The sequence below is a fragment of the Acidovorax sp. GBBC 1281 genome, assembly GCF_028473645.1.
In the GTDB taxonomy this organism is placed as follows: domain Bacteria; phylum Pseudomonadota; class Gammaproteobacteria; order Burkholderiales; family Burkholderiaceae_C; genus Paracidovorax.
The window spans coordinates 1,423,330-1,450,073 of record NZ_CP097269.1; the positions used below are offsets into that span (position 1 = coordinate 1,423,330).

25 protein-coding genes, 1 tRNA gene and 1 pseudogene are annotated in these 26,744 nt (G+C 65.6%); 24 read left to right on the top strand and 3 right to left on the bottom strand.

Annotated elements, in window-relative coordinates; genetic code table 11:
- Nucleotides 1-5: 5 nt before the first annotated feature.
- The 18 genes and pseudogenes from secG (at nucleotide 6) to M5C96_RS06545 (ending at nucleotide 16,049) form a co-directional block, all read left to right on the top strand.
- Nucleotides 6-380: a preprotein translocase subunit SecG gene (secG, locus tag M5C96_RS06460; RefSeq protein WP_272567979.1), complete on the top strand. Its 375-nt coding sequence runs from the start codon at nucleotides 6-8 to the stop codon at nucleotides 378-380.
- Between the two features lie 121 nt (nucleotides 381-501).
- Nucleotides 502-586, top strand: a tRNA-Leu gene (locus tag M5C96_RS06465).
- A gap of 72 nt (nucleotides 587-658) precedes the next feature.
- Nucleotides 659-1,018: an NADH-quinone oxidoreductase subunit A gene (locus M5C96_RS06470; protein ID WP_272567981.1), complete on the top strand. Its 360-nt coding sequence runs from the start codon at nucleotides 659-661 to the stop codon at nucleotides 1,016-1,018.
- Nucleotides 1,019-1,042: 24 nt separating this feature from the next.
- The gene (locus tag M5C96_RS06475) at nucleotides 1,043-1,522 is read left to right on the top strand and encodes a NuoB/complex I 20 kDa subunit family protein (RefSeq protein WP_007849129.1); all 480 of its coding nucleotides are present in this window, start codon (nucleotides 1,043-1,045) and stop codon (nucleotides 1,520-1,522) included.
- 10 nt (nucleotides 1,523-1,532) lie between these two features.
- Nucleotides 1,533-2,141 (top strand): NADH-quinone oxidoreductase subunit C, encoded by a 609-nt coding sequence (locus M5C96_RS06480; RefSeq protein ID WP_272567983.1) that lies wholly within the window; start codon nucleotides 1,533-1,535, stop codon nucleotides 2,139-2,141.
- Nucleotides 2,142-2,166: 25 nt separating this feature from the next.
- A complete protein-coding gene (locus M5C96_RS06485; protein WP_272567984.1) occupies nucleotides 2,167-3,420 on the top strand; it encodes an NADH-quinone oxidoreductase subunit D in 1,254 nt (417 codons plus the stop codon).
- Entirely contained in the window at nucleotides 3,417-3,974 is a 558-nt protein-coding gene (gene nuoE, locus M5C96_RS06490) for an NADH-quinone oxidoreductase subunit NuoE (protein ID WP_272567987.1), read from the top strand. Before M5C96_RS06485 ends, nuoE begins: the two co-directional genes overlap by 4 nt.
- A complete protein-coding gene (nuoF, locus tag M5C96_RS06495) occupies nucleotides 3,971-5,329 on the top strand; it encodes an NADH-quinone oxidoreductase subunit NuoF (RefSeq protein ID WP_272567988.1) in 1,359 nt (452 codons plus the stop codon). Before nuoE ends, nuoF begins: the two co-directional genes overlap by 4 nt.
- Before the next feature lie 15 nt (nucleotides 5,330-5,344).
- Nucleotides 5,345-7,483: an NADH-quinone oxidoreductase subunit NuoG gene (gene nuoG, locus M5C96_RS06500; RefSeq protein WP_272567989.1), complete on the top strand. Its 2,139-nt coding sequence runs from the start codon at nucleotides 5,345-5,347 to the stop codon at nucleotides 7,481-7,483.
- A complete protein-coding gene (nuoH, locus tag M5C96_RS06505; protein WP_272567990.1) occupies nucleotides 7,480-8,556 on the top strand; it encodes an NADH-quinone oxidoreductase subunit NuoH in 1,077 nt (358 codons plus the stop codon). The genes nuoG and nuoH overlap by 4 nt, the downstream gene beginning before the upstream one ends.
- Before the next feature lie 12 nt (nucleotides 8,557-8,568).
- Nucleotides 8,569-9,081, top strand: a complete 513-nt coding sequence (nuoI, locus tag M5C96_RS06510) for an NADH-quinone oxidoreductase subunit NuoI (RefSeq protein WP_092744422.1) — start codon at nucleotides 8,569-8,571, stop codon at nucleotides 9,079-9,081.
- Nucleotides 9,082-9,115: 34 nt separating this feature from the next.
- The gene (locus M5C96_RS06515) at nucleotides 9,116-9,784 is read left to right on the top strand and encodes an NADH-quinone oxidoreductase subunit J (protein ID WP_272567993.1); all 669 of its coding nucleotides are present in this window, start codon (nucleotides 9,116-9,118) and stop codon (nucleotides 9,782-9,784) included.
- Entirely contained in the window at nucleotides 9,781-10,089 is a 309-nt protein-coding gene (gene nuoK / locus M5C96_RS06520) for an NADH-quinone oxidoreductase subunit NuoK (RefSeq protein ID WP_005793248.1), read from the top strand. The genes M5C96_RS06515 and nuoK overlap by 4 nt, the downstream gene beginning before the upstream one ends.
- 29 nt (nucleotides 10,090-10,118) lie before the next feature.
- Nucleotides 10,119-12,152, top strand: a complete 2,034-nt coding sequence (nuoL, locus tag M5C96_RS06525; RefSeq protein WP_272567994.1) for an NADH-quinone oxidoreductase subunit L — start codon at nucleotides 10,119-10,121, stop codon at nucleotides 12,150-12,152.
- Nucleotides 12,153-12,165: 13 nt separating this feature from the next.
- Nucleotides 12,166-13,641: an NADH-quinone oxidoreductase subunit M gene (locus M5C96_RS06530; protein ID WP_272567995.1), complete on the top strand. Its 1,476-nt coding sequence runs from the start codon at nucleotides 12,166-12,168 to the stop codon at nucleotides 13,639-13,641.
- A 24-nt stretch (nucleotides 13,642-13,665) separates the two neighbouring features.
- The gene (gene nuoN, locus M5C96_RS06535; RefSeq protein WP_272551660.1) at nucleotides 13,666-15,159 is read left to right on the top strand and encodes an NADH-quinone oxidoreductase subunit NuoN; all 1,494 of its coding nucleotides are present in this window, start codon (nucleotides 13,666-13,668) and stop codon (nucleotides 15,157-15,159) included.
- A gap of 40 nt (nucleotides 15,160-15,199) precedes the next feature.
- On the top strand, nucleotides 15,200-15,508 hold the full coding sequence (locus M5C96_RS06540) for a DUF2818 family protein (RefSeq protein ID WP_272567997.1): 309 nt from the start codon (nucleotides 15,200-15,202) through the stop codon (nucleotides 15,506-15,508).
- 54 nt (nucleotides 15,509-15,562) lie between these two features.
- Nucleotides 15,563-16,049, top strand: a pseudogene (locus M5C96_RS06545) (DUF1178 family protein).
- A 57-nt stretch (nucleotides 16,050-16,106) separates the two neighbouring features.
- Here M5C96_RS06545 and M5C96_RS06550 read toward each other — a convergent pair.
- The gene (locus tag M5C96_RS06550) at nucleotides 16,107-17,900 is read right to left on the bottom strand and encodes an ABC transporter transmembrane domain-containing protein (protein WP_272567998.1); all 1,794 of its coding nucleotides are present in this window, start codon (nucleotides 17,898-17,900) and stop codon (nucleotides 16,107-16,109) included.
- Between the two features lie 352 nt (nucleotides 17,901-18,252).
- On the opposite strand from M5C96_RS06550, the gene M5C96_RS06555 reads away from it, so the two are divergent.
- The 6 genes from M5C96_RS06555 to M5C96_RS06580 all read left to right on the top strand — a co-directional run bounded on the left by M5C96_RS06555 (nucleotide 18,253) and on the right by M5C96_RS06580 (nucleotide 24,220).
- Nucleotides 18,253-19,026: an ABC transporter ATP-binding protein gene (locus tag M5C96_RS06555; RefSeq protein WP_272551665.1), complete on the top strand. Its 774-nt coding sequence runs from the start codon at nucleotides 18,253-18,255 to the stop codon at nucleotides 19,024-19,026.
- Nucleotides 19,023-19,733: an ABC transporter ATP-binding protein gene (locus M5C96_RS06560; RefSeq protein ID WP_272567999.1), complete on the top strand. Its 711-nt coding sequence runs from the start codon at nucleotides 19,023-19,025 to the stop codon at nucleotides 19,731-19,733. Before M5C96_RS06555 ends, M5C96_RS06560 begins: the two co-directional genes overlap by 4 nt.
- A gap of 84 nt (nucleotides 19,734-19,817) precedes the next feature.
- The gene (locus M5C96_RS06565) at nucleotides 19,818-21,017 is read left to right on the top strand and encodes an ABC transporter substrate-binding protein (protein WP_272568000.1); all 1,200 of its coding nucleotides are present in this window, start codon (nucleotides 19,818-19,820) and stop codon (nucleotides 21,015-21,017) included.
- Between the two features lie 50 nt (nucleotides 21,018-21,067).
- Nucleotides 21,068-22,267 carry an ABC transporter substrate-binding protein gene (locus M5C96_RS06570; protein ID WP_272568002.1) on the top strand — a complete coding sequence of 400 codons (1,200 nt, stop codon included), beginning with the start codon at nucleotides 21,068-21,070 and terminating at the stop codon, nucleotides 22,265-22,267.
- A 60-nt stretch (nucleotides 22,268-22,327) separates the two neighbouring features.
- Entirely contained in the window at nucleotides 22,328-23,212 is an 885-nt protein-coding gene (locus M5C96_RS06575) for a branched-chain amino acid ABC transporter permease (protein WP_272568004.1), read from the top strand.
- Nucleotides 23,213-23,227: 15 nt separating this feature from the next.
- Nucleotides 23,228-24,220 carry a branched-chain amino acid ABC transporter permease gene (locus M5C96_RS06580; protein WP_272568006.1) on the top strand — a complete coding sequence of 331 codons (993 nt, stop codon included), beginning with the start codon at nucleotides 23,228-23,230 and terminating at the stop codon, nucleotides 24,218-24,220.
- Nucleotides 24,221-24,288: 68 nt separating this feature from the next.
- Here M5C96_RS06580 and M5C96_RS06585 read toward each other — a convergent pair whose 3' ends face one another.
- Together M5C96_RS06585 and M5C96_RS06590 are read right to left on the bottom strand one after the other, a co-directional pair.
- Nucleotides 24,289-25,416, bottom strand: coding sequence for a lipocalin-like domain-containing protein (locus M5C96_RS06585; RefSeq protein WP_272569633.1), 1,128 nt, complete (start codon nucleotides 25,414-25,416; stop codon nucleotides 24,289-24,291).
- Nucleotides 25,417-25,654: 238 nt separating this feature from the next.
- A complete protein-coding gene (locus tag M5C96_RS06590) occupies nucleotides 25,655-26,707 on the bottom strand; it encodes a tetratricopeptide repeat-containing glycosyltransferase (protein WP_272568008.1) in 1,053 nt (350 codons plus the stop codon).
- Nucleotides 26,708-26,744: the final 37 nt, after the last annotated feature.

Here is a 26,744-nt window from a genome sequence, read left to right on the forward strand (position 1 = left end):
AGAGAATGAACGCGCTTGTGAATGTGATTTTGGCGGTGCAGATTCTGGCTGCGCTGGGCATGATCGGCTTGATCCTGATCCAGCATGGCAAGGGTGCCGACATGGGGGCGGCCTTCGGCAGCGGAAGCTCCGGCAGCCTGTTCGGTGCCAGCGGCAGTGCCAATTTCCTGTCGCGCAGCACAGCGGTGCTGGCGGGGGTGTTCTTCGTGGCAACGCTGGCGCTGGCATATTTTGGCAACGTCCGTCCTGCGGGTGTTGGCAGCGTGCTGGAAGTGCCTGGGGTCGTGGCGCCCGCTCAGCCGGCTTCTGGTGCGGCGTCCGAGGTGCCTGCGGCACCCGTGGTGCCGGCCTCCGGCGCTGGGCAGATTCCCACCAAGTAAGAAGAAAAGCGCAAAATTTGATCCTGCTCTCCGGAGCAGGGTTTTTCCGGAGTAGAATCCCGGATTGTCTGGAAAGCCAAAAACCCAACGGGTTCCTCATGCCATCCAGATGCATAAATCAGCCGTCGTGGTGAAATTGGTAGACACGCTATCTTGAGGGGGTAGTGGCGAAAGCTGTGCGAGTTCGAGTCTCGCCGACGGCACCAAAACAAAAGCCCATCCAACACGCCCATCCTGGGGCGTCTGGGTGCAGCTTCAGCGGTGAGCACATCCTCCAGATGAACCTCGATCAGTACCTCCCCGTTCTTTTGTTCATCTTGGTCGGCATCGGTGTCGGCTTCGTGCCGCTGGTGCTGGGCTATGTCCTCGGTCCCAATCGCCCGGATACGGCCAAAAACTCCCCCTACGAATGCGGTTTCGAGGCCTTCGAAGATGCGCGCATGAAGTTCGATGTGCGCTACTACCTCGTCGCCATCCTCTTCATTCTTTTTGATCTGGAAATCGCTTTCCTGTTTCCGTGGGCGGTTTCGCTCCACGAAGTGGGGCTGACGGGTTTCATTGCCGTTGTCATCTTCCTGGCCATCCTCGTCGTGGGCTTTGCCTACGAGTGGAAAAAGGGTGCCCTGGATTGGGAATGACCGGTCTTCATAAGGAATGACACGATGATTGAAGGCGTGATGAAGGAAGGCTTCATCACCACCAGTTACGACTCGGTGGTGAATTGGGCCAAGACCGGCTCGCTGTGGCCCATGACCTTTGGTCTGGCGTGCTGCGCGGTGGAGATGATGCACGCCGCGGCGGCGCGTTACGACATCGGCCGTTTCGGTGCCGAGGTGTTCCGCGCCAGTCCGCGCCAGTCCGATCTGATGATCGTGGCCGGCACGCTGTGCAACAAGATGGCGCCGGCCCTGCGCAAGGTGTACGACCAGATGTCCGAGCCGCGCTGGGTGCTGTCCATGGGTTCGTGCGCCAACGGCGGCGGCTACTACCACTACAGCTATTCGGTGGTTCGCGGCTGCGATCGCATCGTTCCGGTGGATGTGTACGTGCCGGGTTGCCCGCCCACGGCCGAGGCATTGATCTACGGGATCATCCAGCTTCAGCAGAAGATCCGCCGCACCAACACCATCGCTCGCGTCTGAAGGGTTGACGATGACTGCCTTTGCTATTCGACCCGAAGCACTTCGGGGCGCGATTGCCGCTGCGCTCGGCGACAAGGTGCGCCAGCTTTCGGTGGCGCTGGATGAGGTGACCCTGGTGGTCTCTGCCGCGGACTATCTGGCGGCCATGCAGTTGCTGCGCGATGCGCCGGGCTGCCGGTTCGAACAGTTGGTCGACCTGTGCGGTGTGGACTACTCCTCGTATGGCGACGTCGGCGTGGAGGGGCCGCGCTACTGCGTGGTCTCGCACCTGCTGTCGGTCAGCATGAACCAGCGCGTGCGGGTGAAGGTGTTCTGCCCGGATGACGATTTTCCGGTCGTGCCGTCGGTCTCGGACCTCTGGAACTCTGCCAACTGGTACGAGCGCGAGGCGTTCGACCTGTACGGCATCGTGTTCGACGGGCACAGCGACCTGCGCCGCATTCTGACCGACTACGGCTTCATCGGCCACCCCTTCCGCAAGGATTTCCCGTTGTCCGGGCACGTGGAAATGCGCTACGACGCCGAGCAGCGCCGCGTCGTCTACGAGCCAGTCACGATCGAGCCTCGCGAGATCACGCCCCGCATCATCCGCGAAGAAAAGTACGGAGGCCTGCACTGAGGCGCTCGCCGAAAAGTGATCCACCATGGCTGAAATCAAGAACTATTCCCTGAACTTCGGGCCGCAGCATCCGGCCGCACACGGTGTGCTGCGCCTCGTGCTTGAGCTGGACGGCGAAGTCGTGCAGCGTGCCGACCCGCACATCGGCCTGCTGCACCGCGCCACCGAAAAGCTGGCCGAGCACAAGACCTTCATCCAGTCGCTGCCCTACATGGACCGCCTGGACTACGTTTCGATGATGTGCAATGAGCACGCCTACTGCCTGGCCATCGAGAAGCTGCTGGGTCTGGACGTGCCCGTGCGTGCGCAGTACATCCGCGTGATGTTCTCCGAGATCACGCGCCTGCTGAACCACCTGATGTGGCTGGGTTCGCACGGCAACGACTGCGGCAGCTCCACGATCCTGATCTATACCTTCCGCGAGCGCGAAGACCTGTTCGACATGTACGAGGCGGTCTCCGGCGCGCGCATGCACGCGGCGTACTTCCGTCCGGGTGGCGTGTATCGCGACCTGCCGGATTCGATGCCGCAGTACAAGGTCAACAAGATCCGCAATGCCAAGGCCATCGAGGCGCTGAACCAGAACCGCAGCGGCTCCCTGCTGGACTTCATCGACGACTTCACGCAACGGTTTCCGAAGTGCGTGGACGAATACGAAACACTGCTCACCGACAACCGCATCTGGAAGCAGCGCACGGTCGGCATCGGTGTCGTGACGCCGGAGCGCGCCCTCAACCTGGGCATGACCGGTCCGATGATCCGCGGCTCGGGCATCGCATGGGATCTGCGCAAGACGCAGCCCTACGACGTCTATGACCGCATGGACTTCGACGTGCCGGTGGGCAAGACGGGCGACTGCTACGACCGCTATCTGGTGCGTGTACAGGAGATGCGCCAATCCAACCGCATCATCAAGCAGTGCGTGGACTGGCTGCGTGCCAACCCCGGCCCGGTGATCACGGACAACCACAAGGTGGCACCCCCTTCGCGCGAATCCATGAAGTCGAACATGGAGGAGCTGATCCACCATTTCAAGCTCTTCACCGAAGGTTTCCGCGTGCCCGAAGGCGAAGCGTATGCGGCAGTGGAGCATCCCAAGGGTGAGTTCGGCATCTACCTGGTGAGCGATGGCGCCAACAAGCCCTACCGCCTGAAGATCCGCGCGCCCGGCTTTGCCCACTTGGCCACCTTGGACGAAATGGCCCGTGGCCACATGATTGCCGATGCCGTGGCCATCATTGGCACGATGGATATCGTGTTCGGGGAGATTGACCGATGAATACCGAAACGAAGACGGTGGTGCCCGCCGCGTCCCAGATCACCGACGCGACGCTGGCGCGCTTTGCGCGCGAAGTGGCGAAGTACCCCACGGAACAGAAGCAGTCGGCCGTCATGGCCTGCCTGGCCATCGTCCAGCAGGAGCTGGGCTGGGTCAGCACCGAGAACGAGGCCGTGATCGCCAGCTACCTGGGCATGCCCCAGATCGCCGTGCACGAAGTCACCACGTTCTACAACATGTACAACCAGCAGCCGACGGGCAAGTACAAGCTCAACGTCTGTACCAACCTGTCCTGCCAACTGCGCGATGGCCAGAAGGCGCTGCACCACCTGGAAAAGAAACTGGGCGTGGCGATGGGCGAGACCACGGCCGATGGCCTGTTCACGCTGCAGCAGTGCGAATGCCTCGGCGCCTGCGCCGATGCGCCCGTGATGCTGGTCAACGACCGCACCATGTGCAGTTTCATGGACAACGACAAGCTCGATCAGCTCGTGGATGGCCTGCGCCAAGCCGAAGGCGTGGCATCCCCGGCCCGGGCGGAAGGGCAAGCATGACGACCGCTGCGCAGAAGATCCTGTCGCAATTCCAGGCGACGGGCGTTCAAACCTGCTTCCACGACCGCCACATCGATCCGCAGATCTATGCGGGCCTGGATGGCACCAACTGGAGCCTCAAGGACTACGAAGCGCGCGGTGGCTATGCCGCCTTGCGCAAGATCCTGGAGCAGGGCGAAGGCGTGGGTCTCACCCAGGACCAAGTCATTGCGACCGTCAAGGAATCGGGCCTGCGTGGTCGTGGCGGTGCGGGCTTTCCCACCGGCCTCAAGTGGAGCTTCATGCCCCGCTCGTTCCCTGGCCAGAAGTACCTCGTCTGCAATTCCGACGAAGGCGAACCGGGCACCTGCAAGGACCGCGACATCCTGCAGTTCAACCCGCACATCGTCATCGAAGGCATGATCATCGCGGCTTACGCGATGGGCATTTCCGTGGGCTACAACTACATTCACGGCGAAATCTTCCAGACCTACGACCGCTTCGAAGAAGCGCTCGAAGAGGCGCGCGCTGCGGGCTACCTGGGCGACAAGATCCTGGGAAGCACCTTCAGCTTCCAGCTGCATGCCGCCCATGGTTTCGGCGCCTACATCTGCGGCGAGGAAACCGCATTGCTGGAGTCGCTCGAAGGCAAGAAGGGCCAGCCGCGCTTCAAGCCGCCATTCCCTGCGAGCTTCGGCCTCTACGGCAAGCCCACCACGATCAACAACACCGAGACGTTTGCCGCGGTGCCCTGGATCATCCGCAACGGTGGCGCCGCCTACCTGGCCTGCGGCAAACCCAATAACGGCGGCACCAAGATCTTCTCGGTCTCCGGCGACGTCGAAAAGCCCGGTAACTACGAAGTGCCCATGGGCACTCCATTCGCCAAGCTGCTGGAACTGGCGGGTGGCGTGCGCAAGGGCCGCCAACTCAAGGCCGTGATTCCCGGTGGATCGTCCGCTCCGGTGTTGCCGGCGTCCGTCATCATGGAATGCACGATGGATTACGACTCCATCGCCAAGGCCGGCTCCATGCTGGGTTCAGGCGCCGTGATCGTGATGGACGATTCGCGCAGCATGGTGGAGAGCCTGTTGCGCCTATCGTATTTCTATTCGCATGAATCGTGCGGACAGTGCACACCGTGCCGCGAAGGCACCGGCTGGATGTGGCGCGTGATCGACCGCATCCAGCACGGTGAAGGCCGCGACGGCGATCTGGAGCTGCTCAATTCGGTGGCCGACAACATCCAGGGTCGCACCATCTGCGCCCTGGGCGATGCCGCCGCCATGCCGGTGCGCGCCATGATCAAGCACTTCCGTCCGGAATTCGAAGCGCTGATCCGCAACAAGACCCCTCAGGCGTCTGCCTCTGCCTGATCGCGAGAAAAGCATATGGTTGAAATCGAACTGGACGGGCAGAAGGTAGAAGTCGCCGAGGGCTGTATGGTGATGCATGCGGCCGAGAAGGCGGGCACTTACATTCCCCATTTCTGCTATCACAAGAAGCTTTCCATCGCCGCCAATTGCCGCATGTGCCTGGTGGACGTGGAGAAGGCGCCCAAGCCGATGCCGGCTTGCGCCACACCCGTGACGCAAGGCATGATTGTGCGCACCAAGAGCGACAAGGCCATCAAGGCCCAGCAGTCGGTCATGGAGTTTCTGCTGATCAATCACCCGCTGGACTGCCCGATCTGCGATCAGGGCGGCGAGTGCCAGCTGCAGGATCTGGCGGTGGGCTACGGCGGCTCTTCTTCGCGCTATGAAGAGGAAAAGCGCGTGGTGTTCCACAAGGACGTGGGTCCCCTGATCTCCATGGAGGAGATGACCCGCTGCATCCATTGCACCCGCTGCGTGCGCTTCGGCCAGGAAGTGGCCGGCGTGATGGAGCTGGGCATGATCCATCGTGGCGAGCACTCCGAGATCACCACGGTGCTGGGCGACACGGTCGATTCCGAGCTGTCGGGCAACATGATCGACATCTGCCCTGTGGGCGCGCTGACCAGCAAGCCTTTCCGCTACAGCGCCCGGACCTGGGAGCTGTCGCGCCGCAAGTCGGTGAGCCCGCACGATTCCACCGGTGCCAATCTCATCGTCCAGGTGAAGAACCACAAGGTGATGCGCGTCGTTCCCTTCGAGAACGAAGACGTCAACGAGTGCTGGATCGCCGACCGTGATCGCTTCTCCTATGAAGCCCTCAACGGAGACGAGCGCCTGACGCGCCCGATGCTCAAGCAGGGTGGCCAGTGGAAGGAAGTCGACTGGCAGACCGCGCTGGAATACGTGGCCAATGGCCTGCAGGGCATCCGCACCGACCATGGCGCCCAGAGCATCGGTGCGCTGGTGAGCCCGCACAGCACGCTGGAAGAGTTGTTCCTCGCCGGCGCGCTCGTGCGCGGCATCGGCAGCGACAACATCGACCACCGCCTGCGTCACGCCGAGTTCACTCAGGCCGATGGCATCCATTGGCTGGGCACGAGCATCGCTTCGCTGTCCTCGCTGCAGTCGGTGCTGGTCGTGGGCTCGAACCTGCGCAAGGACCATCCGCTGTTCGCCCAGCGCATCCGCCAGGCTGCGCGCAAGGGCTGTACCGTCAGCGCCCTCAACGCCGCGGTCTACGACTGGGCCATGCCCGTTGCGCAGTCCATCGTGGCGCCAGCCCAGGACTGGGCTGCGATCCTGGCCGACGTGGCCGCCGCCGTGGCGCAGGACCGCGGTGTGGCTGCCCCCGTGGCCACCGGCCGTGTGACCGACGCCTCTGCCGGCATGGCCCGTGCATTGGCTTCGGGCGAAGGCCGGGCCATCCTGCTGGGCAACGCCGCTGCGCACCATGCCCAGGCCTCGAGCCTGCTGGCGCTGGCCCAGTGGATCGGTGCCCAGACGGGCGCGGTGGTGGGCTACCTCACCGAAGCCGCCAATACGGTGGGCGCGCAGTTCGTCGGCGCACAGCCGCAGAAGGGCGGCCTGAACGCCGGCCAGATGCTGGCGGGTGGCCTCAAGGCGGCGCTGCTGCTGAACACGGAACCCGTCCACGACTCCGCCGCAGGTACACAGTCAGCGGCTGCGCTGTCAGGTGCCGAGATGGTCGTCACGCTGAGCCCTTTCAAGGCCAACATGGAATTCAGCGATGTGCTGCTGCCCATCGCGCCGTTCACCGAAACCTCGGGCACCTTCGTCAATGCCGAAGGCCGCCTGCAAAGCTTCCATGCCGTGGTCAAGCCGCTGGGCGATGCCCGTCCCGCGTGGAAGGTGCTGCGGGTGCTGGGCAACCTGCTGGGTGTGCAGGGCCTCGACTTCGAGACCTCTCAGGACGTGCTGGCGAAAGCCACGGGTGCGACGGTGGCCGCTCCGCTGGCCCAACTGCCTGCCGACCGCCTGAGCAACAGCACGCGCGCTGCCATCGCCGCGCCCGCCGGTGCGGGAGCCGCGCCGGTCGTGGCCAGCATCTACCAGCTCGACGGGCTGGTTCGCCGTTCGCCGTCGCTGCAGTTGACGGCCGATGCACGCCGCGCCGCTGAAGGAGTTGCAGCATGATCGACGCGCTGTACAACGGCGGCCTGCACCTGTTCGCCCAGTCCTGGTGGACGGCGGCGGTGTGGCCGGTGATCTGGAACCTGATCAAGATCGTGGCCATCGTGGCCCCCCTGATGGGCGCCGTGGCCTACCTCACGCTGTGGGAGCGCAAGCTGCTCGGCTTCATGCAGGTGCGCCATGGTCCCAACCGGGTCGGTCCGTTCGGGCTGCTGCAGCCGCTGGCCGACGGCCTCAAGCTGCTGACCAAGGAAATCATTCAGCCAACGGCGGCCAGCAAGGGTCTGTTCGTGCTCGGCCCCGTCATGGCCATCATGCCCGCGCTGGCGGCCTGGGTGGCGATTCCGTTCGGTCCGGATGTGGCCCTGGCCAACGTGAATGCCGGCCTGCTGCTGGTGATGGCCATCACCTCCATCGAGGTGTACGGCGTGATCATCGCCGGCTGGGCTTCCAACTCCAAATACGCCTTCCTGGGAGCGCTGCGCGCTTCCGCGCAGATGGTGAGCTATGAAATCGCGATGGGCTTCTGCTTCCTCGTCGTCATCATGGTGTCGGGCAGCATGAACCTGACCGAAGTCGTGATGGGGCAGGGCGCCGGCATGGCCGCCGCGAAGGGCTTTGGCTTCCTGTCGTGGAACTGGCTGCCGCTGCTCCCGATCTTCATCGTCTACCTCATCTCGGGCGTGGCCGAAACCAACCGCCACCCTTTCGACGTGGTCGAAGGCGAGGCCGAGATCGTGGCCGGCCACATGGTCGAGTACTCGGGCATGGGCTTCGCCATCTTCTTCCTGGCCGAATACGCCAGCATGTGGCTCGTGTCCATCCTGGCCGTGCTCATGTTCCTGGGCGGCTGGCTGTCGCCGGTGGCGGCGCTGGACTTCATCCCCGGATGGATCTGGCTGGGCCTCAAGACCTTCCTCGTGGTGTCCATGTTCATCTGGATCCGCGCGACCTTCCCGCGCTTTCGCTATGACCAGATCATGCGTTTGGGCTGGAAGATCTTCATTCCGGTCACGCTGGTGTGGCTGCTTATCGTTGGCGCGTGGCTGCACTCGCCATGGAACATCTGGAATTGAGCGGGGACACCGATGACTGCTGTTGCTGCTACTGCATCCTTTTCGATCAAGGATTTTTTCAAGAGCTTCATGCTGGTGGAGCTGGTCAAGGGCATGGCCCTGACGGGTCGCTACGCGTTTCGGCGCAAGGTGACCGTTCAGTTCCCTGAAGAGAAGACGCCCCTGTCGCCCCGGTTCCGCGGCCTGCACGCGCTGCGCCGCTACGACAACGGCGAAGAGCGCTGCATCGCCTGCAAGCTGTGCGAAGCCGTGTGCCCGGCACTGGCGATCACCATCGAGTCCGATGTGCGTGCGGACGGTTCGCGCCGCACCACGCGCTATGACATCGACCTGACCAAGTGCATCTTCTGCGGCTTTTGCGAAGAGAGTTGCCCGGTGGACTCCATCGTCGAGACGCAGATCCTGGAATACCACGGCGAAAAGCGCGGTGATCTGTACTTCACCAAGGATATGCTCCTGGCCGTGGGGGACCGCTACGAGGCCGAGATCGCCGCAGCCAAGGCGGCCGACGCCAAGTACCGCTGAGCGCGGCTCCTGAACCCCTACAAAGACCCGATTCATGGACGCCAAGACTGGTTTCTTCTATCTGTTCTCGGTCGTGCTGCTCTTTGCAGCCTTCCGGGTCATCACCGCGCGCAACCCCGTGCATGCGGTGCTGTATCTCATCCTCGCGTTTTCGCAGGCGGCCGCCATCTGGCTGCTGCTGAAGGCGGAGTTCCTCGCTATCGCCCTGGTGCTGGTGTACCTCGGCGCGGTGATGGTGCTCTTCCTCTTCGTGGTGATGATGCTGGACATCCACATCGATTCCATCCGGCAGGGCTTCTGGCGTCACTTTCCGCTGGCGGCGTTCATCGGTGCGCTGATCGCCCTGGAAATGGCGGCCGTGCTGATGGGCGGCTTCCGTGGCATGGATGAGCCCAAGGCGGTGGCGGCCGTGGTCGATGCGGCGGGCTATGTGCTGCCTTACTCGAACACCAAGGCGCTGGGCAAGCTGCTCTACACCGAGTACCTTTACCCCGTCGAGATCGCAGCGGTCATCCTGCTGGTGGCGATGATCGCGGCCATCGCGCTCACCCTGCGCCAGCGCAAGGACAGCAAGGCGATCAATCCATCGCAGCAGATCCGTGTGCGCGCCAGCGACCGTGTGGAGCTGGTGAAGGTCGCCGCGACGCAAAAGCCTGCAGAGGAAGCAGCGGCGACGCCCGCTGCCGAGGAGAAGAAGGCATGACATTGACCCTGGGCCATTTCCTGTCACTGGGCGCGATGCTGTTCGCGCTCGCCGTCATCGGCATCTTCCTGAACCGCAAGAACCTGATCGTGCTGCTGATGGCGATCGAGTTGATGCTGTTGGCCGTGAACATGAACTTCGTCGCGTTCTCGCACTACCTGGGCGACATGCACGGCCAGGTGTTCGTGTTCTTCATCCTGACGGTCGCCGCGGCAGAGTCGGCCATCGGCCTCGCGATCCTGGTGCTGTTGTTCCGCAACAAATCCAGCATCAACGCGGAAGACCTCAACACCCTCAAGGGTTGAGTCGCCGGTACTAGCCAAGGTCTTCAAGAATGAGCCAAACCCTTTCTGCTTCGACACTGCTGGCGGTGCCCATGGCACCGCTGGTGGGATCCGCCCTGGCGGGTATCTTCGGCACCGCCTTCGGCGGCAACTGGATCGGCCGGCGGCTGAGCCACACGCTGACCATTCTCGGCGTGCTGGCGGCCTTCGTCCTGTCCGCCATGACGCTCAAGAGCGTGGCCATGGACGGCGCGCGCTTCAACGAAACGCTCTACACCTGGATGGTGGTCGGCGGCCTCAAGATGGAGGTCGGCTTCCTCGTGGACAGCCTCACGGCCATGATGATGTGCGTGGTGACCTTCGTGTCGCTGATGGTGCACATCTACACGATCGGCTACATGGAAGAAGACGACGGCTACAACCGTTTCTTCGCCTACATCTCGCTGTTCACCTTCTCGATGCTGATGCTCGTCATGAGCAACAACCTGCTGCAGCTGTTCTTCGGCTGGGAAGCAGTGGGCCTGGTGTCGTACCTGCTGATCGGCTTCTGGTTCAACAAGCCGACCGCCATTTTCGCCAACATGAAGGCGTTCCTGGTGAACCGCGTGGGCGACTTCGGCTTCATCCTGGGCATCGGCCTGATCGCGGCGTACACCAACACGCTGAACTACAGCGAGATCTTCGGCAAGGCGGGTGAGCTGGGCGCACTGTCGTTCCCGGGTACCAGCTGGATGCTGATCACGGTCATCTGCATCTGCCTGTTCATCGGTGCGATGGGCAAGAGCGCGCAGTTTCCGCTGCACGTGTGGCTGCCGGACTCGATGGAAGGCCCGACGCCCATCTCCGCGCTGATCCACGCCGCCACCATGGTGACGGCCGGCATCTTCATGGTGTCGCGGATGTCGCCGCTGTTCGAACTGTCGGACACCGCGCTCAACTTCATCCTCGTGATCGGTGCGATCACGGCGCTGTTCATGGGCTTTCTGGGCATCATCCAGAACGACATCAAGCGCGTGGTGGCCTATTCCACGCTGTCGCAGCTGGGCTACATGACGGTGGCGCTCGGTGCCTCCGCCTACTCGGTGGCGGTGTTCCACCTGATGACGCACGCGTTCTTCAAGGCGCTGCTGTTCCTCGGAGCGGGCTCGGTCATCATGGGCATGCACCACAACCAGGACATCCGCTGGATGGGCGCCGTGCGCAAGTACATGCCCATCACCTGGATCACGTCGCTGCTGGGTTCGCTGGCACTGATCGGCATGCCGCTGTTCTCCGGCTTCTACTCCAAGGACAGCATCATCGAAGCCGTGCATGCCAGCACGCTGCCGGCCGCGGGCTTCGCTCACTTCGCCGTTCTGGCGGGCGTGTTCGTCACCGCCTTCTATTCGTTCCGCATGTACTTCCTGGTCTTCCACGGCAAGGAGCGCTACGACCAGAACCCGGATGCGCACCACGACGACCACCATGCCCATGACGACCACCACGGCCATGGCCACGATGCCAAGCCGCACGAGTCGCCCTGGGTCGTCACCGTGCCGCTGATCCTGCTGGCCATTCCTTCGGTGGTCATCGGTTTCCTGTTCATTCAGCCCATGCTGTTCGGCGACTTCTTCAAGGACGTGATCTTCGTCGACGCCGCCAAGCACCCCGCGATGGCGGAACTGGCGGAAATCTTCCACGGTCCCGTGGGCATGGCGCTGCACGGCCTGCAGACCGCACCGTTCTGGCTGGCCCTGGCGGGCGTGGCGGCGTCTTACTACATGTACATGGTCAACCCGGCCCTGCCGGCCGCGATCAAGCGCATCTTCCATCCGATCTACGTGCTGTTCGAGAACAAGTACTACCTCGACTGGATCAACGAAAACATCATCGCGCGGGGCGCCCGCGCGCTGGGCACCGGCCTGTGGAAGGGCGGCGACCAGGCCGTGATCGACGGCGCGCTGGTCAACGGCTCGTGGAAGCTGGTGGGCCGCGTGGCGGGGGGGGTGCGCTGGTTCCAGACGGGCTACATCTACCACTACGCGCTGGTCATGATCCTGGGCATCTTCGCGCTCATGACGTACTTCGTGTGGCTCAACAAGTAGAGGGAAAACAAAAATGGGTTTGTTGAGTCTTGCCATCTGGGTGCCGATCGCGTTTGGCGCCCTGCTGCTGGCCTTTGGCCGCGATGAGCACGCACGCGCCGTGCGCTGGCTGGCCCTGATCGGGTCGCTGGTGGGTCTGGCCGTCACGCTGCCGCTGTACGGCGGCTTCGAGGCCACGTCCGCCGCAGCGCAGTTCGTCGAGAAAGCGCAGTGGATCGAGCGCTTCAACGTCCACTACCACCTGGGAGTGGACGGCATCTCGTTCTGGTTCGTGCCGCTCACGGCGTTCATCACGGTGATCGTGGTGATCGCGTCGTGGGAGTCGATCACCGAGCGCGTGAACCAGTACATGGGCGCGTTCCTGATCCTCTCGGGCCTGATGATCGGCGTGTTCAGCGCGCTCGACGGCCTGCTGTTCTACGTGTTCTTCGAGGCCACGCTGATCCCGATGTACCTGATCATCGGCATCTGGGGCGGCCCCAACAAGATCTACGCGGCGTTCAAGTTCTTCCTGTACACGCTGCTCGGCTCGCTGCTGATGCTGATCGCGCTGATCTACCTGTACAACCAGTCCGGTGGCAGCTTCGACATCGCCACGTGGCACCAGCTGCCGCTGTCGGCCCGTGCCCAGACCCTGCTGTTCTTCGCCTTCTTCGCCGCGTTCGCGGTGAAGGTGCCGATGTGGCCGGTGCACACCTGGCTGCCCGACGTTCACGTGGAGGCCCCCACCGGCGGCTCCGCCGTGCTGGCCGCCATCATGCTGAAGCTGGGTGCTTATGGTTTCCTGCGCTTTTCCATGCCCATCGCCCCCGACGCCGCGCGCGAATGGGCCTGGCTGATGATCGCGCTGTCGCTGGTGGCCGTGATCTACGTGGGCCTCGTGGCGATGGTGCAAAAGGACATGAAGAAGCTGGTGGCGTATTCGTCCGTGGCGCACATGGGCTTCGTGACCCTGGGCTTCTTCATCTTCAACGACCTGGGCGTGTCGGGTGGGCTGGTGCAGATGATCGCCCACGGCTTCGTGTCGGGCGCCATGTTCCTGTCGATCGGCGTGCTGTACGACCGCGTGCATTCCCGTGAGATCGCGGCCTATGGCGGCGTGGTCAACACCATGCCCAAGTTCGCGGCCTTCGCACTGCTGTTCGCCATGGCCAACTGCGGCCTGCCGGGCACGGCCGGTTTCGTGGGCGAGTGGATGGTGATCCTGGGCGCCGTCAAGGCCAACTTCTGGATCGGCCTGGCCGCGGCCACGGCGCTGATTTTCGGCGCCGCCTACACGCTGTGGATGTACAAGCGCGTCTACCTCGGCCCCGTCGCCAACGACCACGTGAGGGACCTCAAGGACATCGGCGCCCGCGAGTTTCTGGTGATGGCCGTGCTCGCGATTGCCGTGCTGTACATGGGGCTGTACCCCCGTCCCTTCACCGACGTGATGGATGCTTCGGTGGCGCAGCTGCTCAAGCACGTGGCGCTGTCCAAGCTCAACTGACCAGACTGAAACGAGAGACTCGAGATGATTGACAACATCAGCTGGCTGGCGGTGTATCCGGAGATCGTGCTCCTGGTCATGGCCTGCGTGATCGCGCTCGTGGACCTGGGCGTCACCAGCCCACGGCGCACGGGCACCTACGTGCTCACCATGCTCACCCTGACCGTGGTGGCCGTGCTGCAGGCCCTGTATGCCAACACCGGCAACACGTTCTACGGCTTCGGCAACATGGTGGTGAGCGATGCCATGGGCAACTGGCTCAAGTGCTTCGCCACCGTGGCCATGATGGTCACGCTCGTCTATGGCCGCCCCTATGCCGGCGACCGCGACATGCTGCGCGGCGGCGAGTTCTTCACGCTGTCGATGTTCGCGCTGCTGGGCATGTTCATCATGATCTCGGGCAACAACTTCCTGGTGATCTACCTGGGCCTGGAATTGCTCACGCTGTCCAGCTATGCGCTGGTGGCCCTGCGCCGCGACCATGCGACTTCCACCGAGGCCGCGATGAAGTATTTCGTGCTGGGCGCGATGGCCAGCGGCTTCCTGCTGTACGGCCTGTCGATGATCTACGGCGCGACCGGTTCGCTCGATATCGGCCAGGTGTTCAAGGCGGTCAACTCCGGCCAGATCCGTCACCAGGTGCTGGTGTTCGGCCTGGTGTTCGTGGTGGCAGGCCTGGCCTTCAAGCTGGGCGTGGTGCCGTTCCACATGTGGATTCCCGATGTGTACCAGGGCGCTCCCACGGCCGTGACGCTGATCATCGGCGGCGCGCCGAAGCTGGCGGCCTTCGCCATCACCATCCGCCTGCTGGTGGACGGGCTGCTGCCGCTGGCCATCGATTGGCAGCAGATGCTCGCGGTGCTGGCCATCGGCTCGTTGCTGGTGGGCAATCTGGCGGCCATCGCCCAGACCAACCTCAAGCGCATGCTGGCGTACTCCACGATCTCGCAGATGGGCTTCGTGCTGCTGGGCCTGCTGTCGGGCGTGGTCAACGGCAACGTGGATGCCAATGCGGTCGAGAACGCCTACAGCTCCTCCATGTTCTACGTGGTGAGCTATGTGCTGACCACGCTGGCGAGCTTCGGCGTGATCCTGCTGCTGGCCCGCGAAGGCTTCGAGAGCGAAGAGATTTCCGACCTGGCGGGCCTGAACCAGCGCAGCCCGCTGTATGCCGGCGTGATGGCAGTGTGCCTGTTCTCGCTGGCCGGTCTGCCGCCGCTGGTGGGCTTCTACGCCAAGCTGTCGGTGCTGCAGGCCCTGGTGGCTTCGGGCCAGACGCTGTACATCGCCTTGGCCGTCTTCGCGGTGGTGATGTCGCTGATCGGCGCCTTCTACTACCTGCGCGTCGTGAAGGTGATGTACTTCGATGCACCGCTCACCGCCGCGAACGTTTCGGCCCCGCTGGACGTGCGCATGGTGCTCACGCTCAACGGCGCGCTGGTGCTGGTGCTGGGCCTCCTGCCCGGCGGCCTGATGGCGCTGTGCGCCGACGCCGTCGTGCGCGCGCTGGCGACCTGAGCACGCCCGGGTTTCCCTTTCCCAGGCCGTTGCCCCTCCTGTGTCTGCCACCGCGTCCATCTGGCTGGTGATCGTGCTGGCGGCCATCGGGGCCAACCTGCCGTTCTTCAGCCAGCGCTGGCTGCTGGTGGGCCCGAAGGCGGCGCCCACCAAGCCCATGGCGATGCGCCTGGGCGAGATGGCCCTGCTGTACTTTCTGGTCGGTGGCGTCGCGCTGCTGCTGGAGCGCCGTGTGGGGCAGATCGCACCCCAGCAGTGGGAGTTCTACGCGATCACCGCCACGCTGTTCATCACGCTGGCGTTTCCCGGGTTCATCTACCGCTACCTGCTGCGGCGCAACAAAGGCTGAGGCCTTGCGCATCGCCGGCCGGCTGCCTCCGTTGCCTGCTCCATTCCCATTGCCATGAAAGTGCTCGATCTCCATTGCGAACAGGGCCATGCCTTCGAGGGCTGGTTCGGGTCCGAGGCCGATTTCCAGAGCCAGCTGGCGCGCGATCTCGTTCAATGCCCCCTGTGCGGCAGCAGCGAGATCCGCAAGGGCCTGAGTGCCCCGCGCCTGAATCTGGGCGCAACGCCCAACCCGGCTGCCCCGCGCGCCCGCGAGGACGGTGCTGGCAGCACTGCGGTAGCCCACCCATCCCCTTCCATGCCCCAGGGCGATTCCGCCCTGCAAGCCGCGTGGCTGCGGGTGGCCCGGCACATGGGTGGCCCACACCGAGGACGTGGGGCCGCGCTTCGCGCAGGAAGCGCGCCGCATGCACCACGGCGAAACTGAAGAGCGCGGTATCCGCGGCCAGGCCAGCGCCCAGGAAGCGGCCGAACTGCTGGAAGAGGGGATCGCCGTGATGCCCCTGGTGCTTCCGGACGCGGCCAAGGAAACCTTGCAGTAGCCGCCTGCCGGTGCGTCGGTATCGCCGACCGGATGGCAGGCCTCGGCCCGCCGGCCTTCACTGCGTGAACTGCAGCGCCGCCAGCCGGGCGTACACGCCGCCCTGCCGGACAAGGTCCGCATGGCGCCCTTCCTCCACGATCTGCCCCTGGTCCATCACCACGATGCGGTCGGCGTTCTGCACCGTGGCGAGCCGGTGCGCGATGACCAGCGTGGTGCGCTGGCCGCTGTGGCGCTGCATGGCGGCGTCCAGCGCGGCCTGCACCATGCGTTCGCTTTCCGCATCGAGCGCGCTCGTGGCCTCGTCCAGCAACAGCAGCGGCGGGTTCTTGAGCAGGGCGCGGGCGATGGCGATGCGCTGGCGCTGGCCGCCGGACAGGCGCACGCCACGCTCGCCGAGGAAGGTGCCGTAGCCTTCGGGCAAGGCCGCGATGAACTCGTGTGCGAAGGCGGCGCGCGCGGCCTCCTGCACCTCCTGCTCGGTGGCGCCGGGGCGGCCGTAGCGGATGTTGTCCAGGGCCGAGGCGGAGAAGATCACCGCGTCCTGCGGCACGATGCCCACGTGGGCACGCAGGTCGCCGAGCGCCAGCCGGCGGATGTCCACGCCGTTCAGCGCGATGCCGCCGCCTGCGGCATCCACGTCGTAGAAGCGCTGCAGCAACTGGAACACCGTGGTCTTTCCGGCGCCGCTGGCGCCCACCAGCGCGACGGTTTCGCCGGCCGACAGGTGCAGGTCGAAGCCGCGCAGCGCGGGTGCCTGCGGTCGCGAGGGGTAGTGGAACGCCACCCGGTCGAAGTCCACGCGCAGCCCGCCGCCCGTGTCCGGCAGCGCCGCGGGCTGCGCGGGGCTGGCGATGGGCGATCGGCTGGCGAGCAGTTCCATGAGCCGTTCGGTGGCCCCGGCGGCGCGTAGCAGGTCGCCGTACACCTCGCCCAGCACGGCCACGGCGCCCGCAAGGAACATGACGTAGATGACCGTCTGCCCCAGGTGGCCGGCCGACATCTCGCCCGCCAGCACCGCCTGCGTGCCCCGGTAAAGGCCCCACAGCAGCAGCGCCGCGTTGGCGATCACGATGAAGGCCACCAGCGCCGCGCGGGCCCGGCTGCGGCGCACGGCGGTCTGGAAGGCGTTCTCGGTGGAGGCTTCGAACCGGCGGGCTTCGCGCGATTCCGCCGTGTAGCTTTGCACGGCGGGCACGGCATTGAGCACCTCGGCCGCGATGGCGCTGGAATCGGCCACCCGGTCCTGGCTGGCCCGGGAGAGGCGTCGCACCCAGCGGCCGATCCACAGCGTGGGCAGCACCACGACCACGATGGCGGCGAACACCACCGACATGATGTACGGATTGGTCCACACGAGCATCCCCAGCGCCCCCACGCCCATCACCGCGTTGCGCAGGCCCATCGACAGCGACGAGCCCACCACGGTCTGCACCAGCGTGGTGTCCACGGTCAGGCGCGACAGCACTTCACCGGTCTGCGTGGTTTCGTAGAACTGCGGGCTTTGTTCCAGCACGTGCGCATAGACGGCGTTGCGCAGATCGGCCGTCACCCGCTCGCCCAGCCAGCTCACGGTGTAGAAACGCGCGGCGGAGAACAGCCCCAGGGCCACGGCCACGGCGAACAGCAGCCCGAAATGCTCGCGCAGCGCCATGGCCTGCTCGCCGCGCGTGGCGCCCACCAGCCCGCCGTCGATGAGTTCGCGCAGTGCCAGGGGAAACGCCAGCGTGGCCAGTGCCGCCAGCACCAGGAAGACCAGCGCGAGCGCAATGCGACCGGCGTAGGGCCGGAGGAAGGGCAGCAGGCCGCCGAGCGAGCGCGGGGCGCCGGGGGTGGGGGAGGAGGAGGGCATGGTCGCAGTGTAGGAGCCCGCGCCCCGATCGGCATGCGCCTTGCCGTGAAGCCTGCCGCGAAACAGGTTTGCTATGAATTTAATAGCTATCCGGGCAATCGGATCTAGGGCATGGAGCGGCTTTCATCCAAAGCCCTGGGGCGGAAGGCGTGCGCCGGACCGCGCCCGCGCCTCCCAGAGGGGGCGGTGCCGGCCGGCCGGCCGGGTAGGCGTTTATACATAGGCATTTGTCCCAGTATCTGCGCAGCGGGGGCGCGCCTTAGGATGCGGTGCAACCTAACGCAGGCCAGGGTGCCTCGCTCCCCCGGGCGAAGCGCCCCGCCCAGCACCACCACGGAGCGGCCAAGGCGCAATGAGCGACGTCATTCTCGAAACCCACAGCCTGACCAAAGAGTTCAGAGGCTTCACCGCGGTCAGCGATGTCAATCTCGCGGTCCGCCGGGGCTCCATCCATGCGCTGATCGGTCCCAACGGCGCTGGCAAGACCACCTGCTTCAACCTGCTGACCAAGTTCCTGGAGCCGACCTCCGGCGTGATCCGCTTCAACGGCGAGGACATCACCCGCGAGCGGCCCGCGCTGATCGCGCGGCGCGGCGTGATCCGCTCGTTCCAGATCTCCGCCGTGTTCCCGCACCTCACGCTGCTGGAGAACGTGCGCATCGGCCTGCAGCGCAAGCTGGGCACGGCGTTCCACTTCTGGCGCAGCGAACGCAGCCTGCAGCAGCTCGACGGCCGCGCGATGGAACTGCTGGCCGAAGTGGGCCTGCAGGACCTAGCCGACGAGACCACCGTGAACCTGCCCTACGGCCGCAAGCGCGCGCTGGAGATCGCCACCACGCTGGCCATGGAGCCCGAGCTGATGCTGCTGGACGAGCCCACGCAGGGCATGGGCCACGAGGACGTGGACCGCGTCACGCAGCTCATCAAGAAGGTTTCGGCCGGCCGCACCATCCTCATGGTGGAACACAACATGAAGGTGATCTCCACGATCGCCGACCGCATCACCGTGCTGCAGCGCGGCGCTGTGCTGGCCGAGGGGCCGTACGAAGAGGTATCGCGCAACCCGCAGGTGATGGAAGCCTACATGGGCACCACGGACGGCCAGCTGCAAGGGGCCCACGCATGAGCGCGCCGGCCCTCGAAATCAGCGGTCTGCAGGCCTGGTATGGCGAGTCGCACGTGCTGCACGGCGTGGACATCACGGTGCAGCCCGGCGAGGTGGTGACCCTGCTGGGCCGCAACGGCGCGGGCCGCACGTCCACCATGCGCGCCGTGATGGGGCTGACGGGCGCCCGCAAGGGCTCCGTGCGCATCCACGGGCAGGAGACGATCCAGATGCCCACGCACCGCATCGCGCACCTGGGCGTGGGCTACTGCCCGGAAGAGCGCGGCATCTTCGCGAGCCTGTCGTGCGAAGAGAACCTGCTGCTGCCCCCGGTGCTCAAGACCGGCACGCAGGGCATGTCGGTCGACGAGATCTATGCCATGTTCCCCAACCTAGCCGAGCGCCGCCACAGCCAGGGCACGCGCCTGTCGGGCGGCGAGCAGCAGATGCTGGCGGTGGCGCGCATCCTGCGCACCGGGGCCAAGCTGCTGCTGCTCGACGAAATCTCCGAAGGCCTGGCGCCGGTGATCGTGCAGGCCCTGGCCCGCATGATCACCACCCTGCGCCAGAAGGGCTACACCGTGGTGATGGTGGAGCAGAACTTCCACTTCGCCGCGCCGCTGGCCGACCGCTTCTACGTGATGGAGCACGGCCGCATCGTGGAGCAGTTCGGCGCCGCCGAGCTGCAGGCCAAGATGCCCGTGCTCAACGAACTGCTGGGTGTCTGACCCGGCGCGGGACGGCTTCGACCACCGCCTTTGCCCAGAGCACCCCGATCCCCCTTTCCATCGAAGACCCAAGGAGACAACGACATGAAAAAGATGAACCTCAAGGCGCTCGCCGTGCTGCTCGGGGCCGCGGGCCTCGCGACGTTCTCCGCGCAGGCGCAGGACAAGGTGAAGATCGGCTTCATCACCGACATGTCCAGCCTGTACGCCGACGTGGAAGGCAAGAACGGTGCGGTGGCGATCCAGATGGCCATCGACGACTTCGGCGGCAAGGTGCTGGGCCAGCCCATCGAGCTGCTGAGCGCGGACCACCAGAACAAGGCCGACATCGCCGCATCGAAGGCGCGCGAGTGGATCGACACGCAGGGCCTGACCATGCTGTTCGGCGGCACCAACTCGGGCACGGGCCTGGCGATGGCGAAGGTGGCGCAGGAAAAGAAGCGCGTGTTCATCGTCAACGGCGCGGGCTCCTCGGCGCTCACCAACGAGCAGTGCAGCCCCTACACGGTGCACTACGCCTACGACACCGTGGCGCTGGCCAAGGGCACGGGCGGCGCGATCGTGGGGCAGGGCGGCAAGGACTGGTTCTTCCTCACGGCCGACTATGCGTTCGGCGCCGCGCTGGAGGCCGACACGGCCAAAGTGGTCAAGGAAAAGGGCGGCAAGGTGGTGGGCAGCGTGAAGCACCCGATCAACGCGTCGGACTTCTCGTCCTTCCTGCTGCAGGCGCAGAACTCCAAGGCGCAGATCCTGGGCCTGGCGAATGCCGGCGGCGACACCATCAACGCCATCAAGGCCGCGCGCGAGTTCGGCATCAACAAGACCATGAAGATGGCGGGCCTGCTGGTCTTCGTGACCGACATCCACAGCCTGGGCCTGAAGAACACCGAAGGCCTGCTGCTCACCACCAGCTGGGACTGGAACCTGGACGACAAGACCCGTGCCTTCGGCCGCAAGTTCTTCGCCAAGACCAAGCGCATGCCGACCGACATCCAGGCCGCCGACTACTCGGCCACCATGAACTACCTGAAGGCGGTGGAAGCCGCCAAGACGCTCGATGCCGACAAGGTGATGGAAAAGCTCAAGTCCACGCCCATCGACGACTTCTACGGCAAGGGCGTGATCCGCCCGGACGGCCGTTTCGCGCACGACATGTACCTGGTGCAGGTGAAGGCCCCGGCCGAATCCAAGGAGCCCTGGGACTACTACAAGGTCGTGAGCAAGCTGCCCGCGGACCAGGTGTGGACCACCAAGGCCGAGAGCAAATGCGCGCTGTGGAAATGAGCTGACGCGCACGATCGAAAAAAACACATCCGAGATCAGGAGACAAAGCCATGAAAAACAGACAACTCACCCGATTGGCCCTGGTGCTGGGCGCCCTGGGCCTGGCCGCATCGGCCGTACAGGCACAGGACAAGGTCAAGATCGGCTTCATCACCGACATGTCCAGTCTGTACGCCGACGTGGAAGGCAAGAACGGCGCGGTGGCGATCCAGATGGCCATCGACGACTTCGGCGGCAAGGTGCTGGGCCAGCCCATCGAGCTGCTGAGCGCGGACCACCAGAACAAGGCCGACATCGCCGCATCGAAGGCGCGCGAATGGATCGACACGCAGGGCCTGACCCTGGTGTTCGGCGGCACCAACTCGGGCACGGCCCTGGCCATGGCCAAGGTGGCGCAGGAGAAGAAGCGCGTGTTCATCAACAACGGCGCGGCCACCTCGGCACTCACCAACGAGCAGTGCAGCCCCTACACCGTGCACTACGCCTACGACACCGTGGCGCTGGCCAAGGGCACGGGCGCCACCATCGTCGATGGCGGCGGCAAGAGCTGGTTCTTCCTCACGGCGGACTACGCGTTTGGCCACGCGCTGGAGGCCGATGCGAGCACGGTGGTCAAGGCCAAGGGCGGCACGGTGGTGGGCAGCGTCAAGCACCCGCTCAACGCGTCGGACTTCTCGTCCTTCCTGCTGCAGGCGCAGAACTCCAAGGCCCAGGTGCTGGGCCTGGCCAACGCGGGCGGCGACACCATCAACTCCATCAAGGCCGCCAAGGAGTTCGGCATCGGCAAGAGCATGAAGCTCGCCGGCCTGCTGATCTTCTTCAGCGACATCCACAGCCTGGGCCTCAAGACCACCGAGGGCCTGCAGTTCACGACGAGCTGGTATTGGGACCTGAACGACGACACGCGCAAGTTCGCCGACAAGTTCATGGAAAAGACCAAGCGCCGTCCGACCGAGATCCAGGCGGCCGACTACTCGGCCACCATGAACTATTTGAAGGCCGTCGAAGCCGCCAAGAGCACCGATGCCGACAAGGTGATGCAGGCCTGGCGTGGCATGAAGATGAACGACTTCTTCGGCTCCGGCACGCTGCGCCCCGATGGCCGCTACGTGCACGACATGTACCTGATGCAGGTGAAGTCACCGGCCGAATCCAAGGGCGCGTGGGATTACTACAAGCTCGTCAAGAAGCTGCCCGGCGAGGAAGTGTTCGCCACCCAGGCCGAGAGCAAGTGCGCGGCCTGGAAATGACGCACCGCCCGTTCCGCTGACCTTCTTTTTTCACCGCTTCACTGCCACTCGCGCCCTCCCATGCAAATCTTCGGTGTCTCACTGCCGGGCCTGTTGAGCCAGCTTCTGCTGGGGCTGGTCAACGGGTCGTTCTACGCCATCCTCAGCCTGGGGCTGGCGGTGATCTTCGGCCTGCTCAACGTGATCAACTTCGCGCACGGCGCGCTGTTCATGCTGGGCGCGATGCTCACCTGGATGGGCATGACCTACCTGGGCATCAACTACTGGGTGATGCTGCTGGCGGCGCCGGTGGTGGTGGGCATCCTGGGGGTGCTGATCGAGCGGCTGCTGCTGCGCTGGATCTACAAGCTCGACCACCTCTACGGCCTGCTGCTGACCCTCGGGCTCACGCTGCTGATCGAGGGGGTGTTCCGCTCCATCTACGGCGTCTCGGGGCTGGGGTACGACACGCCCGAACTGCTGGAAGGCGCGACCAACCTCGGCTTCATGATCCTGCCCAACTACCGCGCCTGGGTGGTGGTGGCCTCGCTCGTGGTGTGCGTGGGCACCTGGTACGTGATCGAAAAGACCAAGCTCGGCGCCTACCTGCGCGCCGGCACCGAGAACCCGCGCCTGGTGGAGGCCTTCGGCGTGAACGTGCCGGTGATGATCACGCTCACCTACGCGTTCGGCGCGGCGCTCGCCGCGTTCGCGGGCGTGCTGGCCGCGCCGGTGTACCAGGTCACGCCGCTCATGGGGCAGAACCTCATCATCGTGGTGTTCGCCGTGGTGGTGATCGGCGGCATGGGCTCGATCATGGGCTCCATCCTCACCGGACTGGGCCTGGGCGTGATCGAAGGGTTCACCAAGGTGTTCTATCCCGAGGCTTCTTCCACCGTGGTGTTCGTCATCATGGTGATCGTTCTCCTCATCCGCCCCGCAGGCCTGTTCGGCAAAGAGAGATAAGCAGGGGCCGCACGCATGAACTCCCAAAAACTCGCCCCCATCGGCTACGGCCTGCTGCTTGCCGCCCTGCTGGCGGCGCCCTTCCTGGGCGCCTACCCTGTCTTCGTGATGAAGCTCATGTGCTTCGCGCTTTTCGCCTCGGCATTCAACCTGCTGCTGGGCTACACCGGTTTGCTGTCGTTCGGTCATGCGGCCTTTTTGGGCGGCGCGGCCTACGTGGCCGGCCACGCTATCAAGGTCTGGGGCCTCACGCCCGAGCTGGGCCTGCTGGCCGGCACCGCCGGCGGCGCGCTGCTGGGGCTGCTGTTCGGCTGGCTGGCCATCCGGCGCCAGGGCATCTATTTCTCGATGATCACGCTGGCGTTGGCGCAGATGCTGTTCTTCGCCTGCCTGCAGGCGCCGTTCACGGGCGGGGAGGACGGCCTGCAGGGCGTGCCGCGCGGCAAGCTGTTCGGGCTCATCGACCTGTCCAGCGACCTCACCATGTACTACGTGGCACTGGTGGTGGTGGTGCTGGCCTTCCTGCTGATCGTGCGCACCATCCACTCGCCGTTCGGCCAGGTGCTCAAGAGCATCAAGGAAAACGAGCCGCGTGCCATTTCGCTGGGCTACGACACGCACCGCTTCAAGCTGCTGGCCTTCGTGATCTCAGCCGCGCTCGCCGGGCTGGCAGGCTCGCTCAAGACCCTGGTGCTGGGCTTCGCCACGCTGTCCGACGTGCATTGGACGGCCTCGGGCCAGGTCATCCTGATGACGCTGGTGGGCGGCCTGGGCACGCTGTCGGGCCCGCTGGTCGGGTCGGCCGTGGTCGTGCTGCTGGAAAACAAGATCGGCGAGTTCGGGCACCTGGTCGCTTCGATCACGGGCGTGGACTGGTTCAACACCCTGGGCGAGTCGGTCACCATGGTCACCGGCCTCATCTTCGTGGTGTGCGTGCTGGCCTTCCGCCGCGGGATCATGGGCGAGATCATCGCGCGCCTGCCGCGGCGCGCTGGGCGCAAGGCCTGAGCCAGCGGGGCGTGAAGCGCGGGGTGCCCGGCTGACTCCTGGCCGGTGCGCATGGACCCCTGTTGCGGCTACAACCGCAGCGGCCGGGCGTAGCCGGTCATCTCCAGGTAGCCGCGCCCCACTGCGCGGCCGGCCCCGTCCCGCAGCTCGCTCAGGCCCTCCCAGTAGATGGCGCCCGTCGAGGCCTGGCTGTCCAGCTCCTGCGCATCCAGCAGCGCATGCACTTCGAACGATCCGGCCGGCGTGTCCACGCGCCACTGCACCGGGTAGCGTGCCTGGCTGACGGGGCTGGTCCAGTGGCGCTGCGGGGTGAACGCGACGGCCTGCGGCCCGAACACCTGCGTGGTGCCCCCGGCCGCGCGCAGCGAGCCGCCGGCCCAGAGCGCCGAACCGTCGCCGCGCCGCAGGCGAAACGCCGTGAGCGCGCTGCCGTCCTGCAGGTTCATGCCGATCCAGTCCCAGCCCACGGCATCGGGGTGCACCAGTGCATCGCTCCATTCGTGGTCCAGCCAGGCGCGGTTGTCCAGGCTGCCGGGTGCCGCGGCCTCCAAGGCCATGCGCCGGCCCGCGAGCTGCAGGTGCCCGGTCACGGCCATTTGGGGCTGGCTGTAGTAGTAGCTGGCCTGGGTGGCGTCCGGCCCTTTGCGCGACAGGCCCTGTGCGCCCTGCAGCAGCACGGGCTGCGTGGTGTCGAACTGCAGGTCCAGCGCGAAGTCGGCCGCTCGAACCTGGGCCGCATAGCGGCTCCCCGCACCGCGGAGCGTGCGAGCCAGCGTCCAGTCGCCCAGGCGGATGTCGGTGTCGGCTTCGCTGGCTCCGGCGATGCCGAAGCCGGCGCGCGCGATGCGCTGGTCATGGTGCAGCGCGGCGCCGCCCAGGTCGGTCAGCGCGGCATGCGCGAACACCAGTTGTCTGGCGGCGAAGGCCGACTGCAGCGGCTGGGCGGCCTCGACCCGCGAGCGAAAGAACGTCACCTGAAACCCCCACAGCCGCCCCGCCGCGCGCGCCTGGCCGGTGATGTACCACCACTCGGTGCGCAGCGCCGGATGGCTGCCATGGTCCTGCGGGAACACCAGCGTGCGGGGCGCGAGGGCGTGGGCGGGCAGCCAGGGCGCGCCGCCGGCCAGGGCCGTGGCCGCCAACCAGGCGCGGCGCGTCCAGCCGGCGGGCGGGGCAGGGGGCGCTGGCGGTTTCATGGGGTGCATGGCGGGTGGCCTTGCGCGCGCAGGGTGCGGCGGGCGGTGAGGCGGACGACGAAAGCAGGCAGGCGCATCCAGCCATTGTCACCGCGCGAAAAAAAGCGGTTTGCGCAGACCGATCGGGGCCTGCACAGGGCCGGCCCCATGGCGCAGTGGCTGGGGTCGGCAGACCGTCTCGTGGTGGGTGGCCGGCGTGGCGCGCCGCAGCGCCTGTGACCGTTCCGTCAGCGGGGCATCACAGCCCGTAGAACGTGCGATTGGCTTGCATGCGCGCGGCCTCCGATGCCGGAAAGCGCTGGTCGCGCAGCAATTGGCGCAAGGCGTCCCGGCCCTGGTCCTGCGCGCCGGGGGCGTAGAAGGAACTGACGGCCAGTTCGTCCAGCGCGCGCCAGGCGTACACCGCGCCGTCCACGAACAGAATGTCCGCCGGCCTCGGGATGCGCGCGGCCTGCTGGGCATACAGGTGCGCCAGCGCGAACTCCGACCGCAGGCGGTGGTAGCGCGCCAGCTCGCACAGCGGCTCGGCGCGCTGGGGCCGCTGTGCGTAGGCGGCGAGATAGGCGCCGCGCACCGCGCTGTCGGGCATCTGCAGGCGCTCGGTCAGCACCGCCACCTGGAACAGCGCGTACCAGGATTCCTCTTCCCAGCCGCCCATGCCGGCGCGGCGGCGGTACCACTCCAGGCTGTCCTGCAGGCGGCCCGCATCGCGGTAGCTTTGCGCCAGATAGAACACATTGCGGGTGTTGTCCGGGTGCTCGCGCAGGTCCTGCTCCAGCACCGCGATGTCGCGCAGGTAGGTGTCGGGATCGCGCCCGCGCGCGCCGTCATGGGCCACCTCGATGACCGGGCCCGCCAGCGTCTGCCAGGGCCCGTGCGCGGGCGCGGCCAGGTATTCGTGCAGCACGCCTTCCCAGCGCCAGTCCACGCGTGTGGCCACCATGCTGTTGCGCTGGTATTCCCAGCCGTTCATGTCGCACAGGAAGAGGTAGCCGTCCGCGTCGAGCGCCGGCCACCGGTACTGCGCCGGCATGCGCAGTTGCTCATCGGCGTCGATGAACAGCAGGTAGTCGGCGTGCGGCCGGGCCAGTTCCAGGGCTTCGTTGCGGTTGTGCGCGAAGTTCTTCCACGGGCGCTCGTGCAGGGTGCCGGGAAGGTCGTGCAGGAAGCGGCGAACGATGTCCTGCGTACCATCCGTGGAGCCCGTGTCCACGATGACCCAATGGTCGATGAACGGCCGCACCGAAGCGAGGCACCGGGTGATCACCGGTGCCTCGTTCTTCACGATCATGCTGAGGCAGACGCGTGAACTGCTCACATTGAAGCGG